The 23,468-nt window shown below is 43.7% G+C and carries 24 protein-coding genes; 20 read left to right on the forward strand and 4 right to left on the reverse strand.

Annotation, left to right across the window (positions count from 1 at the left end; all coding sequences use genetic code 11):
• Positions 1 to 243: 243 nt before the first annotated feature.
• Positions 244 to 387, reverse strand: a complete 144-nt coding sequence (locus CSV79_RS16750; protein ID WP_158232474.1) for a hypothetical protein — start codon at positions 385 to 387, stop codon at positions 244 to 246.
• A gap of 107 nt (positions 388 to 494) precedes the next feature.
• Here CSV79_RS16750 and CSV79_RS05450 point away from each other — a divergent pair, with 107 nt between their 5' ends.
• The 7 genes from CSV79_RS05450 to CSV79_RS05480 all read left to right on the forward strand — a co-directional run bounded on the left by CSV79_RS05450 (position 495) and on the right by CSV79_RS05480 (position 6,541).
• Positions 495 to 1,028, forward strand: coding sequence for a Spo0B domain-containing protein (locus CSV79_RS05450; protein ID WP_099688030.1), 534 nt, complete (start codon positions 495 to 497; stop codon positions 1,026 to 1,028).
• A 3-nt stretch (positions 1,029 to 1,031) separates the two neighbouring features.
• Positions 1,032 to 2,321 (forward strand): GTPase ObgE, encoded by a 1,290-nt coding sequence (gene obgE / locus CSV79_RS05455; RefSeq protein ID WP_099688031.1) that lies wholly within the window; start codon positions 1,032 to 1,034, stop codon positions 2,319 to 2,321.
• A gap of 32 nt (positions 2,322 to 2,353) precedes the next feature.
• Complete coding sequence (locus tag CSV79_RS05460) at positions 2,354 to 2,809, forward strand: ACT domain-containing protein (protein ID WP_099688032.1); 456 nt, start codon at positions 2,354 to 2,356, stop codon at positions 2,807 to 2,809.
• 36 nt (positions 2,810 to 2,845) lie between these two features.
• The gene (gene pheA, locus CSV79_RS05465; RefSeq protein ID WP_099688033.1) at positions 2,846 to 3,730 is read left to right on the forward strand and encodes a prephenate dehydratase; all 885 of its coding nucleotides are present in this window, start codon (positions 2,846 to 2,848) and stop codon (positions 3,728 to 3,730) included.
• A gap of 129 nt (positions 3,731 to 3,859) precedes the next feature.
• Positions 3,860 to 4,930 (forward strand): LysM peptidoglycan-binding domain-containing protein, encoded by a 1,071-nt coding sequence (locus CSV79_RS16965; protein WP_233201375.1) that lies wholly within the window; start codon positions 3,860 to 3,862, stop codon positions 4,928 to 4,930.
• Between the two features lie 6 nt (positions 4,931 to 4,936).
• Positions 4,937 to 5,806 (forward strand): phosphotransferase, encoded by an 870-nt coding sequence (locus CSV79_RS05475; RefSeq protein WP_099688034.1) that lies wholly within the window; start codon positions 4,937 to 4,939, stop codon positions 5,804 to 5,806.
• Between the two features lie 12 nt (positions 5,807 to 5,818).
• Positions 5,819 to 6,541: a YebC/PmpR family DNA-binding transcriptional regulator gene (locus CSV79_RS05480; protein WP_099688035.1), complete on the forward strand. Its 723-nt coding sequence runs from the start codon at positions 5,819 to 5,821 to the stop codon at positions 6,539 to 6,541.
• A gap of 43 nt (positions 6,542 to 6,584) precedes the next feature.
• Here the strand turns inward: CSV79_RS05480 and CSV79_RS05485 are convergent, their stop codons facing one another.
• Entirely contained in the window at positions 6,585 to 7,211 is a 627-nt protein-coding gene (locus CSV79_RS05485; protein ID WP_099688036.1) for a hypothetical protein, read from the reverse strand.
• 196 nt (positions 7,212 to 7,407) lie between these two features.
• On the opposite strand from CSV79_RS05485, the gene CSV79_RS05490 reads away from it, so the two are divergent.
• The 7 genes from CSV79_RS05490 (at position 7,408) to CSV79_RS05520 (ending at position 12,988) form a co-directional block, all read left to right on the forward strand.
• Positions 7,408 to 7,974: an NADPH-dependent FMN reductase gene (locus CSV79_RS05490; RefSeq protein WP_099688037.1), complete on the forward strand. Its 567-nt coding sequence runs from the start codon at positions 7,408 to 7,410 to the stop codon at positions 7,972 to 7,974.
• A 120-nt stretch (positions 7,975 to 8,094) separates the two neighbouring features.
• Positions 8,095 to 8,700 (forward strand): Holliday junction branch migration protein RuvA, encoded by a 606-nt coding sequence (gene ruvA, locus CSV79_RS05495; protein ID WP_099688038.1) that lies wholly within the window; start codon positions 8,095 to 8,097, stop codon positions 8,698 to 8,700.
• A 19-nt stretch (positions 8,701 to 8,719) separates the two neighbouring features.
• Positions 8,720 to 9,718 carry a Holliday junction branch migration DNA helicase RuvB gene (gene ruvB / locus CSV79_RS05500; RefSeq protein WP_099688039.1) on the forward strand — a complete coding sequence of 333 codons (999 nt, stop codon included), beginning with the start codon at positions 8,720 to 8,722 and terminating at the stop codon, positions 9,716 to 9,718.
• A gap of 18 nt (positions 9,719 to 9,736) precedes the next feature.
• The gene (queA, locus tag CSV79_RS05505; RefSeq protein WP_099688040.1) at positions 9,737 to 10,789 is read left to right on the forward strand and encodes a tRNA preQ1(34) S-adenosylmethionine ribosyltransferase-isomerase QueA; all 1,053 of its coding nucleotides are present in this window, start codon (positions 9,737 to 9,739) and stop codon (positions 10,787 to 10,789) included.
• Positions 10,790 to 11,929, forward strand: coding sequence for a tRNA guanosine(34) transglycosylase Tgt (gene tgt / locus CSV79_RS05510; protein WP_099688041.1), 1,140 nt, complete (start codon positions 10,790 to 10,792; stop codon positions 11,927 to 11,929). It abuts the gene before it with no gap.
• 50 nt (positions 11,930 to 11,979) lie between these two features.
• Entirely contained in the window at positions 11,980 to 12,240 is a 261-nt protein-coding gene (yajC, locus tag CSV79_RS05515) for a preprotein translocase subunit YajC (RefSeq protein WP_099688115.1), read from the forward strand.
• Between the two features lie 109 nt (positions 12,241 to 12,349).
• Positions 12,350 to 12,988: a DUF421 domain-containing protein gene (locus tag CSV79_RS05520; RefSeq protein WP_099688042.1), complete on the forward strand. Its 639-nt coding sequence runs from the start codon at positions 12,350 to 12,352 to the stop codon at positions 12,986 to 12,988.
• On the opposite strand, the gene CSV79_RS05525 is transcribed toward CSV79_RS05520, so the two are convergent.
• Positions 12,982 to 14,499 carry a putative polysaccharide biosynthesis protein gene (locus CSV79_RS05525; RefSeq protein ID WP_099688043.1) on the reverse strand — a complete coding sequence of 506 codons (1,518 nt, stop codon included), beginning with the start codon at positions 14,497 to 14,499 and terminating at the stop codon, positions 12,982 to 12,984. The two genes, CSV79_RS05520 and CSV79_RS05525, sit on opposite strands and share 7 nt — an antisense overlap.
• Positions 14,500 to 14,614: 115 nt before the next feature.
• Here CSV79_RS05525 and CSV79_RS05530 point away from each other — a divergent pair, with 115 nt between their 5' ends.
• The 3 genes from CSV79_RS05530 to CSV79_RS05540 all read left to right on the forward strand — a co-directional run bounded on the left by CSV79_RS05530 (position 14,615) and on the right by CSV79_RS05540 (position 17,758).
• Positions 14,615 to 14,929, forward strand: a complete 315-nt coding sequence (locus tag CSV79_RS05530; protein WP_099688044.1) for a post-transcriptional regulator — start codon at positions 14,615 to 14,617, stop codon at positions 14,927 to 14,929.
• A gap of 126 nt (positions 14,930 to 15,055) precedes the next feature.
• Positions 15,056 to 17,323: a protein translocase subunit SecDF gene (gene secDF / locus CSV79_RS05535; RefSeq protein WP_099688045.1), complete on the forward strand. Its 2,268-nt coding sequence runs from the start codon at positions 15,056 to 15,058 to the stop codon at positions 17,321 to 17,323.
• Between the two features lie 72 nt (positions 17,324 to 17,395).
• The gene (locus CSV79_RS05540) at positions 17,396 to 17,758 is read left to right on the forward strand and encodes a LapA family protein (protein ID WP_099688046.1); all 363 of its coding nucleotides are present in this window, start codon (positions 17,396 to 17,398) and stop codon (positions 17,756 to 17,758) included.
• A gap of 128 nt (positions 17,759 to 17,886) precedes the next feature.
• Here the strand turns inward: CSV79_RS05540 and CSV79_RS05545 are convergent, their stop codons facing one another.
• The gene (locus CSV79_RS05545; RefSeq protein WP_099688047.1) at positions 17,887 to 18,198 is read right to left on the reverse strand and encodes a hypothetical protein; all 312 of its coding nucleotides are present in this window, start codon (positions 18,196 to 18,198) and stop codon (positions 17,887 to 17,889) included.
• 70 nt (positions 18,199 to 18,268) lie between these two features.
• On the opposite strand from CSV79_RS05545, the gene recJ reads away from it, so the two are divergent.
• From recJ to CSV79_RS05560, 3 genes are all read left to right on the forward strand, one after another.
• A complete protein-coding gene (recJ, locus tag CSV79_RS05550) occupies positions 18,269 to 20,614 on the forward strand; it encodes a single-stranded-DNA-specific exonuclease RecJ (protein WP_099688048.1) in 2,346 nt (781 codons plus the stop codon).
• Complete coding sequence (locus CSV79_RS05555; protein ID WP_099688049.1) at positions 20,605 to 21,117, forward strand: adenine phosphoribosyltransferase; 513 nt, start codon at positions 20,605 to 20,607, stop codon at positions 21,115 to 21,117. The genes recJ and CSV79_RS05555 overlap by 10 nt, the downstream gene beginning before the upstream one ends.
• A 143-nt stretch (positions 21,118 to 21,260) precedes the next feature.
• Positions 21,261 to 23,459: a RelA/SpoT family protein gene (locus CSV79_RS05560; protein ID WP_099688050.1), complete on the forward strand. Its 2,199-nt coding sequence runs from the start codon at positions 21,261 to 21,263 to the stop codon at positions 23,457 to 23,459.
• The last annotated feature ends 9 nt before the right edge of the window (positions 23,460 to 23,468 follow it).

The following is a 23,468-nucleotide window of genomic DNA, read 5'->3' on the forward strand; positions in this document are numbered from 1 at the left end:
ACGCAATGCCTATGGCTATCGACGCTTCGATCACTTTAGAGCGAAGATCTTATTAACTATTAAGTATAAAGAAATTGGGGTTCATTTAGGGTGACGTGGATTATCGGTCACCCCAACATTTGACGTTGAACCGTATATAGTATGAGCGTTGGAGAAGGTTTTATGATATCATGGTTAGTTTTATGATTGGTGGGGTGGGTTCTATGAGCGCGCAGCCTAGTTCTATGAGCGTTGGAGCAGGTTCTATGATCGCGTGTTCAGTTCTATGAGCGTTGGGGTAAGTTCTATGATCGCGTAGCCTAGTTCTATGAGCGTTGGAGCAGGTTCTATGATCGCACGGCCAGGTTCTATGAGCGCGTAGCCATGTTCCGCGAGCGTCACCTCCACTTCCACGATCCCAAAACACGAAACTTCGCAAACGTGAAGATAATTTTAGTGATTTCTGTATGAAAATGCTATACTAAGAAGTACGAATTGAGCTGGCGGTGAAAATAATGGGCATGAATGAACTGAACGTGTCGCAAGTAGTGAAATTTAGTCGACACGATCATATGAATGATCTTCAATTATTACTGATGTATATTGACTTAGGGAAATATACAGAAGCTAAAAACTGCATCTTAGAAAAAACAGCAGATATGCAACGACAAGCATCGCTTCAAAAGCTTCGCTTGCCGCGTACAGAAGAATGGCTAACGACACTTGAGTGGCGTTATTCTGTGTTGACAGTCGAACTGTATTGCGACATCGTTTCGAAAATTGATTCGAGCGATCTCGACCAAGTGCTTGCAGTGTATTTAGAAAACCTAGTACAGCTCGTTATTCCAACAATCGAGCGCTATACAAATTGTGCGGTAGCCATTGAAGTGGTGACAAACGAGACGTCTTGGTCTATTCAATTGGCGTTTTCAGAATTACGTACAAAGCAACTAGACATCCCAGAAAACTCATCTCAGTTTACGGTCGAAGTCCACGAAGAATCGAATCAATGGACGGTTACTATCGGTGGACAATTAGGAGGATTATAAATTATGTTTGTGGATCACGTAAAAGTATTTGTTAAAGGTGGCGACGGTGGCGACGGTATGGTTGCGTTCCGTCGTGAAAAGTATATTGCCTATGGAGGACCGGCGGGTGGAGATGGTGGTAAAGGAGCAGACGTTATCTTTATCGTAGACGAGGGTTTGCGTACGTTGATGGACTTCCGTTACCAGCGTCATTTTAAAGCGCCGCGTGGAGAGCATGGCGGTAACAAGAATATGCACGGACGTGGCGGTAAGGACATGGTCGTAAAAGTTCCACCAGGTACGATTGTTAAGGATGCTGAAACTGGAACGATTATTGCGGATTTGGTGGAAGACGGCCAGACAGCAGTGATCGCTCGTGGTGGACGTGGTGGACGGGGAAACAGCCGTTTCGCTACACCTCAGAACACAGCACCTGAACTTTCTGAAAAAGGGGAGCCGGGCGTTAGTCGTGATATCGTTTTGGAATTAAAAGTACTAGCAGACGTTGGTCTTGTTGGGTTTCCAAGTGTCGGTAAATCGACATTATTATCAGTTGTCTCTGCAGCAAAGCCGAAAATTGCCGATTATCATTTCACTACACTTGTTCCGAATTTAGGATTGGTGGAAACGGATGATCATCGTACATTCGTAATGGCTGATTTGCCTGGATTAATTGAAGGTGCACATGAAGGCGTTGGACTAGGTCATCAGTTTTTACGTCATATTGAGCGGACGCGTGTTATAGTCCACGTTATTGATATGTCTGGATTAGAAGGTCGCGAGCCAATTGACGATTACCGTACGATTAACGCAGAGCTTGAGCAGTACAATATGCGTTTGACAGAACGTCCACAAGTTGTCGTAGCGAATAAAATGGACATGCCGGATGCGGAAGAGAATTTGGCTACATTCAAGGAAGCTTTAGGTGAAGAAGATGTACAAGTTTTCCCAATTTCAGCATTGACGAGAACGGGACTGGATCCATTATTGTATTCGGTACTAGATTTATTAGAAACAACACCAGAATTCCCGATGCTAGAAGATGTTGAGGAAGACGAAAACTCAGTACTGTACAAACATGAAGCGACGGGGCCGGATTTTGTTATTTCACGCGACGACGATGGTGCGTATGTGTTATCAGGTTATACATTAGAGCGCTTGTTCCAGATGACGGACTTCAACTTCGATCAATCCGTTCGAAAGTTTGCTCGTCAGATGCGTGGAATGGGTGTCGACGATGCATTGCGTGAACGTGGTGCAGAGAACGGGGATATCGTTCGGATCATGAATTACGAGTTCGAATTCTTGGAGTAAGACTTGTAATTGTTCGTTGTGGGGGGATCATAATGGAGCAAATTGGGGAAGGCCAGTTTTATTTGGTCCGAGAAGATGTGTTGACAGAATCTATGCAGAAGATGCTGGAAGCGAAAAGAATGTTAGCAAGAGGTGAAGTGACAACGATCCAAGATGCAACTAAACGGGTCGGTCTTTCACGCAGTGCCTTCTATAAATATCGTGATGCCGTGTTCCCGTTCGAGTCAATCGCACGGGACCGCATTTTGACAATCTTTATTCAACTAGAAGACTTAAAAGGCTCATTGGCTGTACTATTGGAAATCGTCTCTGACTCGAAGTGCAATGTTTTGACGATCCATCAGACAATACCTGTACAAGGTCGTGCCAATATTACATTGTCACTTGATGTGACGGAGATGGAAATAAAAGTAGAAGCCTTTTTACAGCGATTAAAAGCGCCTCGATTTATTGATTCCGTTGATTTAATTAGTTCAGGTGTGTTTTAATTTAATCGCTTGAACAGCTTAGGAGATGAACGTAAAATGACAGACAAGAAATATACACCGTCCGTTGCGTATTTGGGACCTGAAGCTTCGTTTACGCATATTGCAGCGGTTAATCTATTTGGTACAGAAGGGCTGACGCCGCGTCCAACGATTCCGGATTGTATTGAAGCCGTTACGGCGGGACATGTTGCGTATGCGCTCGTTCCATTAGAGAATGCGCTTGAAGGTTCTGTACCGTTGACAATTGATTACTTATTCCATGGTGGTGAATTGTTCATCACGGCAGAAATTTCTACACCCATTGAACAACACTTACTAGTAAATAAAGCGCAAATGGATCATATGGATGAATTAGAATCGATTCAATCTCACCCGCACGCGCTCGCACAATGCCATAAGTTTTTACAGTATCGCTATCGCCGTGTTCCTTTAATTCAGACGACTTCGACGGCAGCAGCAGCTAAATCTATTTCTGAGCAGCCAGAATTGCGCGTTGCAGCAATTGGTAACCGTTTGGCGGCAGAAACGTACGGCCTACATATAGCAGAAGAAAATATTCATGACTTCCATTTCAATCATACACGTTTTGTTGTCTTGTCTTTACGAAAAGAAAAGCTTGAACATACGAAGCATGAAGCTTCATTGAAGACGACGTTGATGGTTAAATTGCCTGAAGATGATCGACCGGGTATGTTGCACCAAATTTTATCAGTTTTTTCATGGCGCAGATTAAACTTGAGTAAAATTGAGTCAAGACCGCTAAAAACAGGACTTGGCCAATATTTCTTTATTATAGACATTATGGAATCCGAAGAGCACCCGATGATGAAAGGTGCAATGGAGGAGTTAGCAGCGCTTGGTTGCACAGCTCGTTCATTCGGATCTTACTACGTCTATGAAAGTAATCCATCCACTAGCTAACGCTGGTTGGGTGGATTTTTTTTGTAATAAACGTTTTTCTGACGAATATACATGACAAGAGAGGATGCTTATAAGTCACCAAATTAGGCGTCCGTTCATACGATGGATTGATGGAAGGGGGAAATGTTAGTGGAAGTTCATATTGTCGTCAAAGGTGATACATTATGGAAGATTGCAAGACAATACAATATTCCATTCGAGGAACTAAAGCGGGTGAACGCACATCTCGCGAATCCAGACTACATTGTACCGGGGATGAAGATCTTTTTGCCGATGGATAAGAAAAAGCCAATTCATAAAGGTGAGCAATCGAAGCCACAAGAGAAACCGCATCATAAGCCGGCAGAGAAACCACATCATAAGCCGGCGGAGAAACCAGTGAAACCACCACAATCGCAGACGAAGCCATCAAAACCAACGCAACCAAAACCAACGCAACCAAAACCACAGCCGCCTGCACAACAAGTACCACCGTTGCCGCAGACACCACCACAACCACAGATGCCACAGATGCCGCAAATGCCGCAAATGCCGCAAATGCCACAGATGCCGCAAATGCCACAAATGCCACAAATGCCACAAATGCCAGCTGTGCCGATGTGGCAAGCCGTGTTCCCTATTTGCGGTTGGATGCCAATTTTCGACGCGGACTGTCATCCGCATATGCCACAACAGCCGATGCCTCCACAGGTGCAAGCGCCGATTAAGCCGTTGCCACCAAAAGAGTCTTCGAAATGGTATGAGGAATCACCGCATCATCACCATAGACCGGCACCCATGCCAATGCCGGATGGTTGGCAGTTAATAGAATCTAGCTCCCTGCACATGTCGACAAGACCAACACCGATGCCGAAGCCACCTGTCGTGATGCCTGAACAGTCTGCGCCGGAACCTATGCCGATGCCAATGGTGCCGCCAGCTCAGCCATCGATTCCGCCGAAAGCGTGTACACCGGCAACATGGTGTCCGTCCAATCAAGACTATCAAGACCCTTGTTCACCACAATGGCCGGGTCAGCAACAGCCACAATGGCCAATGCACCCCATGCCGCCGATGCAACCGTTTCAATGGTTACCTGTGTGTCCGCCAACACCGCCTATGATGCAACCATGGCCACACCCGATGAATCCGACGCCGGGGCCACAAAATATGCCAAATTATCCGATGCCGAGTCAGGATGATTGGCCTAGAAAACCATAATGGGATATGACAGAACACCAGCGATTTACGAAAATAAAACAGAACGTCTGGAAAATGGAATCTGGCGGAGCGGTATATTCTGTAAAGAAATACGCATCTCTTGCGCAAGCAGTAAAAGTTCGACAAGTTCATCAAGTACTTAGCGCCCATGATTTTCCGCATATCGTACCTGTTTTAGAGAAACAAGATCCGTTGCTACTGATGCAACCGTGGCTTGAAGGGGCGCGGGCTGTCAATTTTAAGCGTAGGATCGATCGAATAGATTCATTTAAAGCGTTACAAGCGTTACATGATACGAAGTCCCACATTGATTGGTCAGCTGTTTCCTGTCTTCCTTATTATCATATGTTAGAGAAATGGGACGTCCGTTTAGCGAAGTTTTCGGAACTGCAAGAGATGTGCGAGCAGTTCCTTCCTCTTCGTTTGATTGAAGAGTTGCTTGTGTATGGTCAAGATGCGTTGAAGATTTGTAAGAAGCAAGCGCCACCCGTCAATTCGTTAACCCTACTGCATGGCGATGTAGTGCATCATAATATTTTGCGTGACGCATTAGGTCAAATTCGCTTTATTGATTTTGATTTGGCGTGTTTAGGGACAGCCGAGGATGAGCGTGTGTTGTGGATGCATCGCGTTCTGCCGCAAATTTCCTATAATTCCGTATTTTTAATGGGAGAGCATCCTGATTTACAAACGTTATCCAATCAATCATTAGCTAAACTATTGTATCCGAATGAAGTCCTGCGTGAATGGTTGCACCTGTTATCGCTTCCTGTTGCGCAACAACAGCGAATGGTCAACAAACTCCTGCAGTTTACAGAAACCGCTCTCTCGCATTGGCCAAGATTATGGTATGATGTAGAGCGAATGATGAAGTAGGAGGTTTGATCCATGGCGGGCCATTCAAAGTGGAAGAATATCCAAAACCGAAAAGGCGCACAGGATGCAAAACGAGGAAAGATCTTTCAGAAGATGTCACGTGAAATTTATGTGGCGGCGAAGTCTGGCGGAGGTGATCCGGACACAAATCCAGCTTTACGTCTAGCGATTGATAAGTCAAAGAGTGAGAATGTCCCGAATGATGTAATTCAACGAGCGATTGATAAAGCAACTGGTGCTGGGGCGGATGAAAACTATGAGGAAGTAATCTATGAAGGTTATGGACCAGGCGGAACCGCTGTTCTCGTTTATTGTCTGACGGAAAACCGCAATCGTACAGGTCCTAATATCCGCGTAGCATTCAATAAAAATGGCGGTAGTTTAGGAGAAACTGGCTCCGTCAATTATTTATTCGAACGCAAAGGACGCTTGTTTATTGAGCGAACAGACGCAACGGATGAAGATGCTGTGATGATGGCGGCACTTGAAGCGGGAGCGGAAGATATCATCTCCACGGAAGAAGGATTTGAGATTGTAACGACACCTGCTGATTTTTTATCCGTGAAAGAAGCGCTTGAAGCAGAGGAGCATGAATTAATTTCTTCGGAAGTTGATATGATTCCGTCTGTCTATGCAGAGTTGACTGCAGAGCAAGAAGAACAGTTTGAGAAAATGATTGATGCGCTTGAAGACGATGACGACGTGCAAAACGTGTATCATAATGCAGGTGAATAAAAAGATCCGACTGGTGGAAATACTCCAGTCGGATTTTTTTGCGTTATTCATTCAGTTCCAGTGTCTCAAGCATCTGAAGGAAACGTGCGCCATGACCTTCTTGCGCTTCAAGGAAGTACGTCTCTGTAATGAGTAATGTTCCAGCGCCAGCTTCTAGTAGATACATAGTTGTCACTTCACTTTCTGGCGTAACCCCTTCTTTGCCATGAAGTGAAATTGCAGCTACAGGCGACGTGACATACTCCTCTTCCATTGCGTAAATAGAGTCCTTCTTCAAGTCTTCTTTTACTTCTTCGGTTTTTTTATCATCGATCATAAGAAATTCCATCTTTACCTCAGGATACCCTTTAGGACCGTCAACGACAGGTCTTAGCACGTCTTTATCTTCGCTTGTTTCAAATATATAGCGTTCTTTATCGATATACAGCGAATACAGCGAGTCGTGACCCTTTACCAAGTCCGTCTTAATCGTTTCGTCTTGACCTTCAACAGAGTGTATAATCTCTTTCGTTGGCTTGCGATCAATTGGCGTCGTCACGGGCGTCTCTGCCTTGTGTTCTGTCGGTACCTCTACAGGTGCATCCACGTCAGGATCCTCTGTCTTCTCCGGTGAACTACAGCCGACTAACAAAAAGGCTACGGCTACACTTGTATACAATACATCTCGCATGAATAAACCTCCTTTTTAATGGGTAACGTACTAACAAATTGGGTTAAGCCCGAATATAATGTGATCACTATTCACTGTTTAAGGTAGACGTATCAACCCTTGAAAAAGTTACAAAGTTTGAGCAAATGATTAGAGAATAAAATTCACAAGCGCTATGATAATAAAGCTTAAACACACAAAAAAGGAGCAATTCATCATGACAATCAAAGTAAAAGCAATCATAGGTAGCACAAGTTCCACATCATATAACCTTAAACTAGTCGAATTTATGGCGAAGCGCTATAAAGAACAGCTAGACATCACACCTGTACGCATCAACGACTTAGACATGTTCTCAGTAGATATCGAGAGCGAACCGTCCGCGGCAGTGCGAGCGTTCAAAGATGACGTTAAAGATTCAGACGCAGTTATGTTCGCAACGCCAGAATACAACTTCTCTATACCAGGTGCGATGAAAAATGCGGTGGACTGGTTATCACGTGGCGGTGACTTCACGCTGCACGGTAAGACAGGTTTTATCGTTGGATCTTCAATGGGCGTCTTCGGTTCTGTAAGAGCACAGATTCACCTACGTGAAATCCTATCGAACCCAGCATTGGCTCCAATTTTATTGCCTGGTAACGAAGTTTATATCGGTGCGATCCATACGAAGCTGAATGAGCAAGGCGATTTGACGGATGAGCCGACGATTGCTTTCCTGGATACAGTTGTTAATAACTTTGTCGAGTTCCACAACAAACAACAAGCTATACACTTAGCGTAACTGGTAAAAATGGACACGACTTTCACGTGTCCATTTTTTTGCGACAAAAACTAGAGGTCTGACAAGTAGAAAACCCGTTCGTATGCTATAATAGCAGGTATACTTTAGGGGGAGAATGCATTGTACGATTACATAAAAGGGTTAGTGACACGTGTGACACCGGAATATATTGTCTTGGAGCAGCAAGGAATTGGCTGGCAAGTGATGACGCCGAACCCGTTTGCATTCCATATTACAGATGAGCAGCAACAAGTTTTCACTTATTTGCACGTCAGAGAAGACACACAGTTACTAATTGGCTTTAAAACGCTTGAACAGCGCGAACTGTTCCGTAAGCTAATTACGGTGTCGGGTATCGGTCCAAAAGGTGCGCTTGCTATACTCGCAAATGGATTGCCATCTCAAGTCGTCAGCGCGATTGAACGCGAAGATGAAGGGTTCCTTGTGCAATTCCCGGGAGTCGGTAAGAAAACGGCTCGTCAGATGATTCTAGATTTGAAAGGGAAGTTGCATGATTTGTTTACGGAAATTGACTTGCCGGATTCAGAAGATACGCTATTAACACTTGCTGAAAGTGATGATCTGGATGAAGCGATTCTTGCGTTATCGGCACTTGGTTATTCGGAGCGTGAACTGAAGAAAGTACGCCCACAGCTTGAAAAGGAAGAACTCGACACAGAAGGTTATATGCGTCTGGCGTTAAAACTATTATTGAAACAAGGCTAACACGATGGAGGTGGTTCCAATGGAAGAACGCATATTGACGAATGAAGTGACCGAGTTTGACGATAGCTTTGAACAATCGTTACGTCCACAATTACTGCAGCAATACATCGGTCAGCAGCAGGCGAAAGATAATTTATCGATCTTCATCGAAGCGGCAAAAGGTCGGCAAGAAAGCTTGGATCATGTGTTGCTGTATGGTCCACCAGGGCTTGGTAAAACAACGTTGGCAACAGTCATCGGTAATGAAATGGGCGTGAATGTGCGCATGACGAGCGGTCCAGCGATTGAACGTCCGGGTGACTTGGCTGCCGTTGTGTCTTCATTGGAGCCAGGGGACGTGTTGTTCATCGATGAAATTCATCGGTTGAACCGCGCGATTGAGGAAGTACTTTATCCGGCAATGGAGGATTTTTGCTTGGATATTATGGTTGGTAAAGGTCCGACTGCGCGATCTGTACGACTCGATTTGCCCCCGTTTACGTTAATTGGCGCGACGACGCGTGCAGGAGCATTGTCTGCACCGTTACGTGATCGATTCGGTGTGCCATTACGTCTTGAATATTATGAAGTAGAGCCGCTGACGGAAATCGTCATTCGAAGCGCTGGACTATTTGATGTACAGATTGATCCGCAAGCAGCCGTCGAATTGGCGATGCGTTCACGGGGCACTCCGCGGATTGCCAATCGTTTGTTGCGTCGTGTGCGGGATTATGCACAAGTGCGTGGTAACGGGACGATTACACAAACGATTGCACAAGAAGCGCTCGATATGTTGCAAGTAGACAGTCATGGTCTCGATCAAATCGACCATCAATTACTGCACAGCATGATTGGACGTTTTCGAGGCGGGCCGGTCGGTATCGATACACTCGCTGCGAGTATTGGCGAAGAGTCGGTGACAATTGAAGATGTTTATGAACCGTATTTATTACAAATGGGATTTATTCAACGCACAGCGCGTGGGCGGATGGCGACGGAAAAGGCGTATGCACATTTCGGCTATCCACTCCCGCAATGACAGATAGGAGTTAGCATGATGGATGTACAAGATTTTGATTTTGATTTACCGGAACATTTAATTGCTCAGACACCACTTCTAGATCGTACGGCGAGCCGGTTACTCGTAATGGATCGAGACAATGGAGAGGTAGCACATAAGCATTTCCGTGAGTTAGTGGAAGAATTAGAAGCGGGCGATTTGCTCGTGTTAAATGATACAAAGGTCCTTCCAGCTCGTTTAATCGGGACGAAAGAAGATACGGGTGCGACGATTGAAGTATTATTACTAAAAGAAATTGGCGAAGATCGTTGGGAGACGCTTGTGAAACCGGCGAAACGTGTGAAAGTAGGCACGGTCGTAACATTTGGTGACGGACGTTTGCAGGCGAAGTGTACGGCAATCGGTGAACAAGGTGGACGCGAATTTACGTTTATCTATGATGGGATTTTTTATGAGTTGCTCGATCACCTTGGACAAATGCCATTGCCACCTTATATTACGGAGTCACTAGAAGATCAGTCACGTTATCAGACAGTATTCGCAAAAGAACGTGGTTCAGCAGCTGCACCCACAGCGGGTCTTCATTTTACTGATGAAATTTTGGATACATTGCGTGACAAAGGTGTGAAAGTTGCTTTTATCACGTTACATGTTGGACTCGGTACATTCCGTCCGGTTAGTGTGGAATCTATTGCTGATCATACGATGCATGCGGAGTATTACGTGGTGACGGAAGAAACAGCAGCACTTGTGCGCGAGACGAAAGCGAGTGGGGGCCGAGTTGTTGCGGTCGGTACGACATCAACGCGTACACTTGAAACGATTGCTTCGGAAAATGATGGTGTAGTAGTCGCTGCGAGTGGCTGGACTTCGATTTTCATCTTCCCAGGTTACGAATTTAAAGCGATTGACGGCTTAGTAACGAATTTCCATTTACCGAAATCAACGTTATTGATGTTGTTGTCGGCATTTGCAGGACGTGACTCGGTATTATCCGCTTATGAAGAAGCCGTGAAAGAGCAGTATCGCTTTTTCAGTTTTGGGGACGCGATGTTTATTCGTCCCGCTACAAGAAAGGAACGAGATTAATTGGCAGCTATTACGTACGAACATATAAAAACATGTAAACAAACAGGAGCGCGTCTAGGAATTGTCCATACGCCCCATGGTTCATTTGAAACGCCCGCATTTATGCCCGTCGGTACACAAGCGACCGTTAAGACGATGGCACCGGAGGAATTGAAAGCAATGGGTGCGGGTATTATTTTAAGCAATACATACCACCTATGGCTTCGTCCAGGACATGAGATCATTAAAGAAGCAGGCGGGCTGCATAAGTTCATGAACTGGGACCGTCCGATTTTAACGGATTCTGGTGGTTTCCAAGTGTTTTCATTAAGTAAGTTCCGGGATATTAAAGAAGAAGGCGTTCATTTCCGCAATCATATTAATGGAGATAAATTATTTTTGAGCCCTGAAAAAGCGATGGAAATTCAAAACGCGCTTGGCCCGGATATTATGATGGCGTTTGATGAGTGTCCGCCATTCCCAGCAACGCATGAATATATGAAGGCCAGTGTTGAGCGGACGTCAAGATGGGCTGAACGTTGTTTAGAAGCGCATCAACGTCCGAATGAACAAGGATTATTCGGGATTGTGCAAGGGGGGGAATATAAAGATCTTCGCCAGCAAAGTGCGAAAGATTTAGTGTCACTCGATTTCCCAGGCTACGCAATCGGTGGATTATCTGTTGGTGAGCCGAAAGATATTATGAATCGTGCGTTGGAATTCACGACGCCTTTATTGCCTGAAAACAAGCCTCGTTATTTGATGGGTGTTGGTTCTCCGGACTCGTTGATTGACGGTGCGATTCGTGGAATTGATATGTTCGACTGTGTATTGCCGACGCGTATTGCGAGAAACGGTACATTGATGACGAGTGAAGGCCGGTTAGTTGTGAAAAATGCGAAATATGAACGCGATTTTGGTCCTCTTGATCCGAATTGTTATTGTTATGCATGTAAAAACTATAGTCGTGCGTATATTCGTCACTTAATTCGCGCGGGAGAAACATTTGGTATTCGTTTAACGTCTTATCATAACCTGCATTTTTTGCTGAATTTAATGGAGCAAATACGACAGGCTATACGTGAAGATCGTCTAGGTGACTTCCGTGAAGAATTTTTTGAGCGGTACGGCTTTAATAAACCGAATGCAAAAAACTTTTAAATCAAGTATAATAAATATTGAAGATTCAGGAAGGGGGAAGATATAAAATGATGGAACAATATGGTGGTATTTTCACTTTAGTAATCATGGTTGCGATTATGTGGTTTTTACTCATTCGTCCTGCTCAGAAGAGACAAAAAGCAGCGAAAGAGATGCAAAACTCATTGAAGCGTGGAGATGAAGTTGTAACAATCGGTGGGCTTCATGGAACAGTAGACGCAGTAGACGAAACGTCAATTTTCTTGCGCGTATCTGACAAAACAGTTTTGCGTTTTGACAAGCAAGCAGTTGGTAGAGTAATAGCAGCATGATAAAAAGCGGTTATCTAATGGAATGTCCATAGATTGCCGCTTTTTTGTATTTCCGCGTATAGAATTCCCTCCTCAAGCAACACTAAAGTTGTAAGGAGGCAGATGCGTAATGCATGAGCTTTTGATTATTAGTTTCCGAACGGTTTTTCTTTACGTTTTTCTATTAGTGATTTTACGAATTATGGGTAAACGGGAAGTCGGTGAACTGGGTGTTATTGATATTGTAGTGTTCATCATCATGGCAGAAGTAGCCGCAATGATTGTAGAATCCCCCGACAAACCGATTATTGAAGGCATTTTGCCAATTCTCCTATTACTTGTGATCCAATACATTTCATCGATGATTTCATTAAAAAGTAAGAAGTTTCGAGATTTAGTAGATGGCGATCCGACACTGATTATTAAACATGGGCAAATACAAGAGCATGAAATGAGGAAGCAGCGCTATAATTTAGATGATTTATTCCAACAACTGCGCGAAAATCAAGTCGCATCGATTCACGACGTTACATTTGCTTATTTGGAGTCTTCCGGAAATTTATCTGTATTTACAAAAGATAGTGGTTCACCGATTGTTGGGCTGATTCTCGACGGGGAGATCCAGCTTGAACATCTTCAATTGGTTGGCAAGACAGAAAAATGGTTGATGGATGAATTGAAAGCCAAACAACTGACGGATATTTCTACAATTTTCTATTGTTCTTATGAGCAAGGTGAGGTTAAAGTACAGTTGAAGGAAAGTCAGTAGCGTTTCACTAAGTTCCGTAACATAATCCAATCTTGCTTTTTAATTTGCCTCGTTAACAATAATAGCGCCAGTAACATAGCGGACGTGATCACGCATTCTGTAAATAGATGATACGATCCGACGGGGATGAAGATCGGACGCATGACGACGGTTAATAAGAATGCGGCATAGGTCATCGCGAACATTGAGAAACCTGTCGCTGTTGATTTGTTTTGTCGCAACGTAGCGATATGCAAAAATGAAGTCACAAGCACACCAAAACCGATAGCGAGAACTGCACCCGTTTCTTGCAAACCCGGTTGTGACGCTAGAATGAACATGACCGCAAGTTTCGCAATCCCGCCATATACCGAGTTCATCATGCCAGCTTTCGCATCGCCTGTCGCCTGCAGAATCGAATACAGTGGACTTTGAATATAATAAAAGAAAAAGACCGGAGCTAATAATGTCATATAACTGGCACCGTCTACTACATGGAATAATTTTTCCGCCAATTCTTGACCGTGAATATAAAATACAGTCGCTGCAAATGCACCTGTCAAAGCGGATAAACGCAGTGCTAGATGAATTCGTTCCTGCAATTTTTTGACGTTGCTCGAAGCGGCTGCTCCACTAACAGCAGGAACGAGTACGACAGACAATGCATACGGAATAAAGGCCGGAAACAACAGTAACGGAATAAGTACTCCAGAAATGACACCGTATAACGAAGTCGCTGCTACAGTACCGACGCCCGCCATACTCAATGCACGTAAAAAGATGATTGGCTCTAGAAACCAAGTGAAAGTTCCGAACAACCGACTACCCGATGAAGGAAGAGCGACTTCAAGGATGGGCTCCATTGGATAACGGGGTTCTTTTTCACGTTTCTTTGGCAGTGTCTTTTGATGTTGTCTATATTTATGTAGCAAATACAGCACTGAAACGACTTCCGCCAAAAATGTCACAGCCATTGCATACGCTGCGTTGATCATCGGATCTTCTGGTGCGAGAATATACGGCAGCATCCACGTAATGAGTATGATACGGAAAATTTGCTCAATCACTTGCGCCCATGCTGTTTCCTCTATGCGCGCAATCCCCTGGAAATATCCTCTAACCAATCCCCCAATCGCTGCCACCGGAACAATTGCAATCGCTACATAGAGCGCATTGGAGGTAGCTGCATTACCTAGCAAATTGCCCGCCAAGAAAGGAATGAATAAAATACTCGCAGGAATGAATACGGCACCTGACAATATAGTGATGAATGTGGCGGTTCGCATCACTTGCCGTAATTGCACCGTGCCGCCTTTCGCTTTTAATTCAGCAATGACTTTGGCGAGTGCTATCGGAACCCCTAATTGTACAAGCGAAAGGAAAAATACAAACGCTGGATACGCAGTCATATAAATTCCAACCGTTTCTTCTCCCGCGACTCGCATGAATTGAATTCGATAGACAAACCCGAGTAGTTTTGATAAAAATACAGCCGCCATTAAAAACATTGTACCGCGGATAAAGGATGACAACGTAAACCACTCCTTCTCAATCCCCATAGCTATGTGTATAAAGGTATGGAAATCCCAAATATAGTTAAGTGTATGTGTTATAATTGAGTTTATTCCGCGATAGGGGGAAGCTACGTTGAATGAACCAGTAAAAGAATTATATGCCCAGGTTTTTCCTGCACTTGAAAGTAAAAAGAATGAATTTTATTTTTATGGCTATGCGGATATTACGGAAGAGGCGTTGTGGGAATATTTTGTCATGAAAAAGTGGCGAAAAAAAGATGTTTCGACTATGCATGCTTATGAAATGATTGCCGATGTCTTCGCATTGACACCCGCTCAATTCATGACACATACGCAGACGGAAGCTCAGCGCAACAGCAAAGAGTATCCAGAATTAAGTGACGAAGAACTCGCCCTGCTATTTTCGCCAAAAAAGCGCATTGATTAGCCAATAATGTCGTGAAGTATTTGACACAGACAACTGACTGTTTCATAATTGGTATGTTGTACAATGAGAGAACGAAGTACATAGCAAGTGCTGTGCCGCTCTAGTATATGAGGGGGAAAAGGAAATATGAAAAACAGAGGAAGGATTGTCGCGTTTTTGCTACTGATCATTATTCTAGCATCAACGATTATTCCTACGACTAATCCGATATTAAAAGACGTCAAGCTCGGTCTTGATTTGCAAGGCGGTTTCGAGGTCCTATACCAGGTGAAACCGTTAAAAGACGGTCAGAAGATTACGGAGTCTACAGTAGCCGATACGGCCCGCGCGTTGACAAATCGAATCGACGTGCTCGGTGTTAGTGAACCAAGCATCCAGATCGAATCGAACAACCGGATCCGTGTACAGCTAGCTGGAGTCGAGGATCAGGAATCTGCCCGTGAATTATTATCCACTCAAGCGAATCTATCCTTCCGTGATGCGGACGACAACTTGATGCTTGACGGAAAAGATTTGAAGGAAGGCAAAGCGAAAGCCAATTTCGATGAAAACAACAACCCAGTTGTCACATTGGAAATGAAAGATCCGAATAAATTCGGTGATGTCACATCTCAAATTGTACAAAAGAAGCCAGACAATATGTTGGTTATCTGGTTAGACTTTAAAGAAGGCGAGAACTCCTTTAAAGAAGAAGCAATGAAACCAGAACCTGCATTTATCTCAGCTCCTTATGTTTCAAAAACGATTAATTCATCGAACGTCGAAATCTCAGGAAACTTCTCCGTTGAAGAGACGAAAGATCTTGCAGGTATATTGAACGCAGGTGCGTTACCAGTAGACTTGGAGGAAATTTACTCTACATCTGTTGGAGCACAATTCGGTGAACAAGCGCTAGACAAGACGGTGTTCGCAGGAATCATTGGTGTCAGCTTAATCTTTATTTTTATGGCACTTTATTATCGTTTGCCAGGAGTTATTGCAGTCGTTACACTTTCTGTTTATATCTACTTAATTTTACTAGTGTTTACGAAAATCAACGGTGTATTGACACTACCGGGTATCGCGGCATTGATGCTAGGGGTGGGTATGGCGGTAGACGCCAACATCATCACCTATGAGCGAATTAAAGAAGAATTGCGTGTTGGAAAGTCCGTTAAATCTTCGTTCGCAGCAGGGGCAAAATCCTCGTTCACAGCCATTCTTGATGCGAACGTTACGACGCTTTTAGCTGCCGTTGTATTGTTCATCTTCGGGACAAGCTCTGTTAAAGGTTTCGCGACAATGCTAATTATTAGTATTCTAGTCAGTTTCTTAACAGCGGTTTGGGGCTCTCGTCTATTGCTTGGACTACTCGTTCACAGTGGTAGCCTTGACGGAAAAGTCGGCTGGTTCGGACTTTCTAAGAAAGCCGTACACTCAGCAGATGAAGGTTATGAAACACTGGATTTAACGACGAAATTCGATCGTTTGGATTTCGTAAGTGTGAGAAAACGTTTCTATACGATATCTATTGTGCTATTGATTGTTGGTGCAATCATGCTAGGTGTCTTTAAACTTAATCTCGGAATTGATTTCTCCGGTGGTACACGGGTCGAGGTGCTTGCTGAGCAGACGTTAGATGAAACAGCTGTAACGAAGCAACTCGAAGATATCGGTCATCCGACATCTGATGTTGTTATTTCAGGTGATACGAAGAATATAGCAGTTGCGCGTTATAAAGAAGACTTCACACAAGAAGAAGTCAACAGTATTAAGAGAGAATTACAAGCCGTTTACGGTGCAGAGCCTAACGTTTCGACAGTTTCGAGTACAGTCGGTAAGGAGCTCGTACGTAATGCGATTTATGCACTAGCGATTGCGGCACTCGGAATTATTATCTACGTAGCGCTTCGCTTTGAATGGCGTATGGGTTTAGCGGCCATTATCGGTTTACTACACGATGCGTTCTTCATGATCGCGGTCTTCAGTATTCTACGTCTCGAAGTAGACATTACGTTTATCGCGGCGGTCTTGACCATCATTGGTTATTCGATTAACGATACGATTGTTACTTTCGACCGGATTCGTGAAAACTTGAACCGCTCGAAGCATATTGATAATGCAGATGAATTGGCTTTGATTGTTAATAAATCATTGCGTCAAACACTCGGTCGTTCGGTTAACACCGTCTTGACTGTCATCTTTGTAGTTGTTGCGTTGATGATGCTTGGTGCAGAATCAATCAAACCATTCTCTATCGCGTTGTTGATCGGTTTACTTGCTGGTACGTATTCATCCATCTTGATTTCCGCACAGCTTTGGTTTGATATGAAGAAAAAGCAAATCACAAAGAGCGGCGGCTTAAAAGTAGAAAAAGAGAAAAAGCAATGGGGCTCAGACGAACCAGTCGTTTAAGACGTTTGAACCATAGGAAAAGCAGGGTATACTACGGTATATCCTGCTTTTTTGATTGGAGGAATGGGCGCTATGAAGTTCCAGTGGACGGTGTTACTCGGTTTGGTATTTGCTGTTCTAATTGCGGTATTTGCGGTTCTCAATGTGGATTCAGTACTGGTTAATTTCTTGTTCACTACAGAAATGATTCCACTCGTATTGATTATTCTTGGCTCTGCATTGCTTGGCGCGTTGGTCAGTGGACTATTTGCTATTTATAAATCGTATCGAGGTAATCGACGTGTGAAAGATTTGGAGAAACAGTTGCATACGAAAGAGCTAGAACTTACAGCGTTAACAAGTCAGATACAGGAAAAGGAAGAACGGATTGATGAATTACAAGGTCGTATTCCTGTAGTGGATGCGGAAATCATTTCGCCTGAGCGGTTATATTGAGAGAGCGCAAGCATGGTGAGCGAAGAATTTGCTCATTGTGCTTGTTTTTTATTTGTCTATGATCGCGTGGGTGTGTTCAATGAGCGTTAGTGGTGTTTCTATGATCGCGTGGGTGTGTTCAATGAGCGTTAGTGGTGTTCTATGATCGCGTGGGTGTGTTCAATGAGCGTTAGTGGTGTTTCTATGATCGAGCGGGTGTGTTCAATGAGCGCTAGTGGTGTTTCTATGATCGCGCGGTTGTGTTCAATGAGCGCTAGTGGTGTTTCTATGATCGCGCGGGTGAGTTCAATGAGCGCTAGTGGTGTTTCTATGATCGCGCGGGTGAGTTCAATGAGCGCTAGTGGTGTTTCTATGATCGCGTGGGTGTTTTCAATGAGCGTTAGTGGTGTTTCTATGATCGCGTGGGTGTGTTCAATGAGCGCCCCCGGACAGATTCCCATTCTTTTTCATGTCGTTTCCTTTCCGTCTCACACCAGATTGGATATAATACTAGAAGAGGAAGTGAGAGTATTGATACAATCCAAAAAAAGATGGCAAATTGAACGTCCGGACGAACAGCTCGTGTCTCAACTCGCAAAAGATTTAAAGCTTTCAACAATGATTGCGAAAATCTTAGTCGCTCGAGGGGTCACAACGAGTGAACAAGCGACAGCGTATTTAGAGATGGACGAATCCAATTTGCATGATCCTTTTTTATTATATGGCATGAAAGAAACAGTTGAATTAATTACACAAGCAATTACTGAACAAAAACAAATTACCGTCTATGGTGATTATGATTGTGATGGCGTGACGAGTGTAACAGTCCTAACGACTGCACTTGAGCGACTACATGCAAACGTCAACTTCGCTATTCCAAACCGATTTGAACACGGCTATGGGCCGAATAAAGACTATTTTGCACAACTGCATGCAGAAGGAACAGAAATACTAATCACAGTCGATAATGGGATTTCTGGTATTGAGGAAGTAGCGTTTGCGAAATCGCTCGGCATGACTGTCATCGTGACCGATCACCATGAAATAGGTGAAGAACTTCCCGCAGCAGATGCGGTGATTCATCCGCGTCATCCGGAAGGCGAGTATCCGTTTGGAGAACTTGCGGGTGTCGGTGTGGCATTTAAACTGGCATCTGCCTTACTAGGGGAGCCGCCGCTTGACTTATTGGAATTTGTGGCAATTGGAACAGTGGCCGACTTAGTGCCACTAGAAGATGAAAATCGGTACGCGGTGAAAGAAGGAATTCGTAGATTGCGTCGCTCTAAACTTCCAGCGATTAAAGCGTTGATGCAAGTAAGTGGTCATGAGCAAAATGGGTTAACAGAAGAGACGATTGGCTTTACGATTGGACCACGCCTAAATGCACCGGGTCGTCTCGGTGATGCGGATCCAGCGGTACATTTATTGAAATCTGAGGACGAACAGCAAGCAATGGGAATTGCCGAAGAGTTGAATGAAATCAATAAAGAACGACAGCAATTAGTTAAAGAAATCGCCAAAGAAGCGGAACAGCAAGTAGCTGTGCGTTATGGCGAAAAAATTCCGCATGTTTTTGTGATCGAAGGGGAAGACTGGAATCCAGGTGTTGTTGGGATTGTGGCCTCTCGCTTGACGGAGAAGTACTATCGACCGTCGATTATATTGTCAGTCGATCATGAAACAGGCATTGCAAAAGGCTCCGCGCGTAGTATCGAAGGTTTTGATTTATTTAAAGAACTGACGAAAAATAAAGAGATCCTACCGCATTTCGGTGGCCATGAGATGGCAGCGGGTATGTCGTTGAAAATTGAAGATGTTGAATTACTGCGTGAGAATTTGAATGAGCAAGCAAAACAAGTACTGACAGATGAACTTTTACAACCGAAACTGTCAATCGATGTACCGTTGGCGCTCGATGAAATCGAAATTGCCTCAATTGAAGCTTTGGAACTCATTCGTCCTTTTGGTGTGGGATTCCCGAAGCCCGTCTTTTTACTTGAAAATCTTGAGACGATATCTACTCGAAAAATCGGTGCGTCAAAAGATCATTTGAAACTTGAAATGGGAGACAATGAAGAGCGTCTAGATGCGATTTACTTCGGTGCTGGTGCCTTAGCGGATGAAATGGCGCCGCAAAGTAAATTGAGTTTGACAGGTGATTTGCAGATAAATGAATGGAATGGCCGTAAGAAAGCGCAATTGCTCGTTGGAGACGTCAAGTGTGATGAATGGCAATTATTCGATTACCGTGGGGTACGCGACCCGGCGAGATGGTTGCCAATGATTCCCGAAAATGCGATGTTCATTGCGTTTACGGAGCAAGCGATTCAACATTTCGCTCCTTTTTTGCGTGATGTAACAATTTTGCTAGTAGGAAGAGATGAATTGGCTCCATCGGGTTCAATTGTCTTGCTTGATATGCCACAAGATAACGAACAGCTGCAGAAAACGGTCGAAGCGACACAGCCGAACCGGATTTATTTACATTTGTATGTACATGATTCGATGTACTTCAAAAAGATGCCAGATCGCCAGCAATTTGGGTGGTATTACAGCTTTTTGAAGCAACGAGGAAGTTTTGATATGCAAAATCAACTAGACGCACTTTCGAAACATAAAGGTTGGAAAAAAAACATGATTAAATTCATGACAAAAGTGTTTTATGAGCTAGAATTTGTTACACTAGAGAATGGTGAGATTACGATGCTTGCATCTGCCGGGAAGCGGGATTTGGCAGAAGCACCATCCTATAAAAAACGCCAACAGCAAATCAAGTTGGAAGAGTTGCTTCTTTATGCGCCGTACCAGGACTTAAAGAAAGTTTTCGATTCTTTACGAAAGATAGATGCTGTTGAGGAGGAAAAATTGTGGATTTAAAGAAATTTGTAACAATCGTGGATGACTATCCAAAACCAGGCGTTAGTTTTAAAGATATTACAACAATCATGGATAACGGTGAAGCGTATAAATACGCAACTGACCAAATTGTTGACTACGCGAAGGATTTAGACGTGGATATTATTGTCGGTCCGGAAGCACGTGGATTCATCATTGGCTGCCCTGTGGCTTATGCATTAGAAGTTGGTTTTGCACCAATTCGTAAACCAGGGAAATTGCCTCGTGAAACGATTTCGGTATTCTATGATCTAGAATACGGACAAGATGAACTAACGATTCACAAAGATGCAATAAAACCAGGACAGCGTGTATTAATCGTTGATGATTTGCTTGCAACAGGTGGAACCGTTGGCGCTACTGTCGAGTTAGTTGAAAAACTTGGCGGTGTAGTAGTTGGCTGTGCATTCTTGATTGAGCTTACGTACTTGAATGGACGCGAGAAATTAAAAAACCACGATATCCGAGCATTAATTACTTATTGATTGGAGAATCCTTCGCATACCGCGGAGGATTCTTGTTATATCCAATAGGCTTTGCGTTTGATAAGCTTTACATATAGGTGATAGTATACATATAATAGATAAATTATCTGAATATTTCGGAATAGGTTGAAAGGGGTAAGAGTATGGCGAAAAATCAAGACATGACAGAACAAGATATATTTGAGCTTGTCGCCAAGTACATGAACGAAGAACATGTCGATTTTATTAAGAAGGCATATGTTGTGGCAAAAGCTTCGCATGAGGGGCAGTTTAGAAGTTCAGGTGAACCGTATATCAACCATCCAATTCAAGTGGCTGGTATTTTAGCTGAACTTCAAATGGACCCTGAAACCGTGGCAGCTGGCTTCTTGCATGATGTTGTGGAAGATACAGAAGTGTGTCGAGAAGACATTATTCGCGACTTCGGTGAAGAGGTCGCGATGCTAGTAGATGGTGTGACCAAACTAGATAAATTGAAATTTAAATCCAATGAAGAAAAACAGGCAGAAAACCACCGTAAAATGTTCATCGCTATGGCGCAGGATATCCGCGTCATCTTAATCAAACTAGCAGACCGTTTGCATAATATGCGGACATTGAAACATGTTCCGGCCGCTAAACAACGTCGCGTATCAGAAGAAACATTGGAAATCTTCTCTCCGCTAGCACATCGTCTAGGAATCTCCACAATTAAATGGGAACTCGAAGACATCGCATTACGTTACTCCAATCCTCAGCAATACTATCGGATCGTGAATCTGATGAAACAAAAACGTACAGAACGTGAACAATATTTACAAGATGTTATGAGTCAAATGCGTGGCGAGCTCGACAATATGGGCATCGCTGCAGAAATTCATGGCCGACCAAAACATTTGTACTCTATTTATCAAAAAATGGTCATCCAGAAAAAAGAATTCACGGAAATTTATGATCTTTTAGCGGTTCGCATTGTCGTTAAAAGCATTAAAGATTGCTATGCGGCGCTAGGAATTATCCATACATTATGGAAGCCGATGCCAGGTCGTTTCAAAGACTATATTGCCATGCCGAAGCAAAATCTGTATCAATCTATTCATACAACAGTCGTAGGGCCAGCAGGAGATCCGTTGGAAGTGCAGATTCGTACAGAAGAAATGCACCGAATTTCTGAATTTGGTGTGGCGGCACACTGGGCATATAAAGAAGGCAAGCAGATGGCAAGGCCTTCGAATGATATTGATTCGAAATTGACATGGTTCCGCGAAATCTTGGAAATCCAAAATGAATCCTCCAATGCGCAGGAATTTATGGAATCATTAAAGTTTGATTTATTCTCGGATATGGTTTATGTCTTTACACCGGACGGAGATGTTGTCGAATTACCGACGGGTTCTGTGCCAATTGACTTTGCCTATCGTGTACACTCTGAAGTCGGCAATCGAACGACTGGAGCGAAAGTCAACGGCAAAATTGTTCCACTCGATTCGTCACTTTCGACAGGAGATATCGTCGAGATTCTTACGTCGAAGCAATCATTTGGTCCGAGCCGAGATTGGTTAAAACTCGCACATACTTCGCAAGCGAAAAACAAAATCCGCCAATATTTCAAGAAGCAATTGCGCGATGAAAATATCGACAAAGGCAGTGAAATGGTCGAGCGGGAGTTGAAGGCGCAAGAATATGATGCAAAAGAAGCGTTAAATCATGATAATATTCAGCGGACAATTGATAAGTTCAGTTTCACTTCAGAGGAAGACATGTATGCTGCAGTAGGTTCTGGAGGCATCACCGCGCAACAAGTCGTCAATCGATTAGCGGAACGAATGCGTAAAGAACGTGAGAAAAAAGAGACGATTGATAAAATTGTCTCAGATATGAAAGCACCTCAGCCGGAAAAACAGACGGAATCAGGTGTCATCGTCAAAGACATAGACAATATGCTGATTCGTATTTCTAAGTGCTGTAACCCAGTACCCGGTGACGAAATCATCGGCTTTATCACGAGAGGACGAGGTGTTTCAGTCCACCGCACGGATTGTCCGAACTTGTTATCAGAACAAGACCAGCAGGAACGACTTATTGAAGTTAAATGGGCTTTGCAAGATGATAAAATTCGTAAAGAATTCCAAGTGGATATCGAAATTTCGGCATTCGATCGCCAAGGTTTATTGAATGAAGTGATGATGGTCGTGGCGGATATGAATACGCCGATTAGCGCGGTCAGTGGTAAAGCAGATAAAGATGATATCGCACATATTCATATGTCGATTAAGATTCAGAACATTACGCATTTACAGCGTACGGTCGAGAAAATTAAGCAAATTAAAGATGTTTATTCTGTAGAACGTGTGATGAATTAAAAGGAGGGG

The organism is Sporosarcina sp. P13 (genome assembly GCF_002743055.1).
In the GTDB taxonomy this organism is placed as follows: Bacteria; Bacillota; Bacilli; order Bacillales_A; family Planococcaceae; genus Sporosarcina.

Bases quoted from the DNA above. Each gene is read 5' to 3' on its own strand.
- CSV79_RS05460 (WP_099688032.1), top strand. From the start codon at position 2,354: ATGGAGCAAATTGGGGAAGGCCAGTTTTATTTGGTCCGAGAAGATGTG.
- ruvB (WP_099688039.1), top strand. From the start codon at position 8,720: ATGGAAGAACGCATATTGACGAATGAAGTGACCGAGTTTGACGATAGC.
- CSV79_RS05545 (WP_099688047.1), bottom strand. From the start codon at position 18,198: ATGGGAATCTGTCCGGGGGCGCTCATTGAACACACCCACGCGATCATA.
- queA (WP_099688040.1), top strand. From the start codon at position 9,737: ATGGATGTACAAGATTTTGATTTTGATTTACCGGAACATTTAATTGCT.
- CSV79_RS05490 (WP_099688037.1), top strand. From the start codon at position 7,408: ATGACAATCAAAGTAAAAGCAATCATAGGTAGCACAAGTTCCACATCA.
- pheA (WP_099688033.1), top strand. From the start codon at position 2,846: ATGACAGACAAGAAATATACACCGTCCGTTGCGTATTTGGGACCTGAA.
- CSV79_RS05450 (WP_099688030.1), top strand. From the start codon at position 495: ATGGGCATGAATGAACTGAACGTGTCGCAAGTAGTGAAATTTAGTCGA.
- CSV79_RS05520 (WP_099688042.1), top strand. From the start codon at position 12,350: ATGCATGAGCTTTTGATTATTAGTTTCCGAACGGTTTTTCTTTACGTT.
- secDF (WP_099688045.1), top strand. From the start codon at position 15,056: ATGAAAAACAGAGGAAGGATTGTCGCGTTTTTGCTACTGATCATTATT.
- CSV79_RS05480 (WP_099688035.1), top strand. From the start codon at position 5,819: ATGGCGGGCCATTCAAAGTGGAAGAATATCCAAAACCGAAAAGGCGCA.
- obgE (WP_099688031.1), top strand. From the start codon at position 1,032: ATGTTTGTGGATCACGTAAAAGTATTTGTTAAAGGTGGCGACGGTGGC.
- yajC (WP_099688115.1), top strand. From the start codon at position 11,980: ATGGAACAATATGGTGGTATTTTCACTTTAGTAATCATGGTTGCGATT.
- CSV79_RS05560 (WP_099688050.1), top strand. From the start codon at position 21,261: ATGGCGAAAAATCAAGACATGACAGAACAAGATATATTTGAGCTTGTC.
- CSV79_RS05540 (WP_099688046.1), top strand. From the start codon at position 17,396: ATGAAGTTCCAGTGGACGGTGTTACTCGGTTTGGTATTTGCTGTTCTA.
- CSV79_RS05485 (WP_099688036.1), bottom strand. From the start codon at position 7,211: ATGCGAGATGTATTGTATACAAGTGTAGCCGTAGCCTTTTTGTTAGTC.
- CSV79_RS05475 (WP_099688034.1), top strand. From the start codon at position 4,937: ATGACAGAACACCAGCGATTTACGAAAATAAAACAGAACGTCTGGAAA.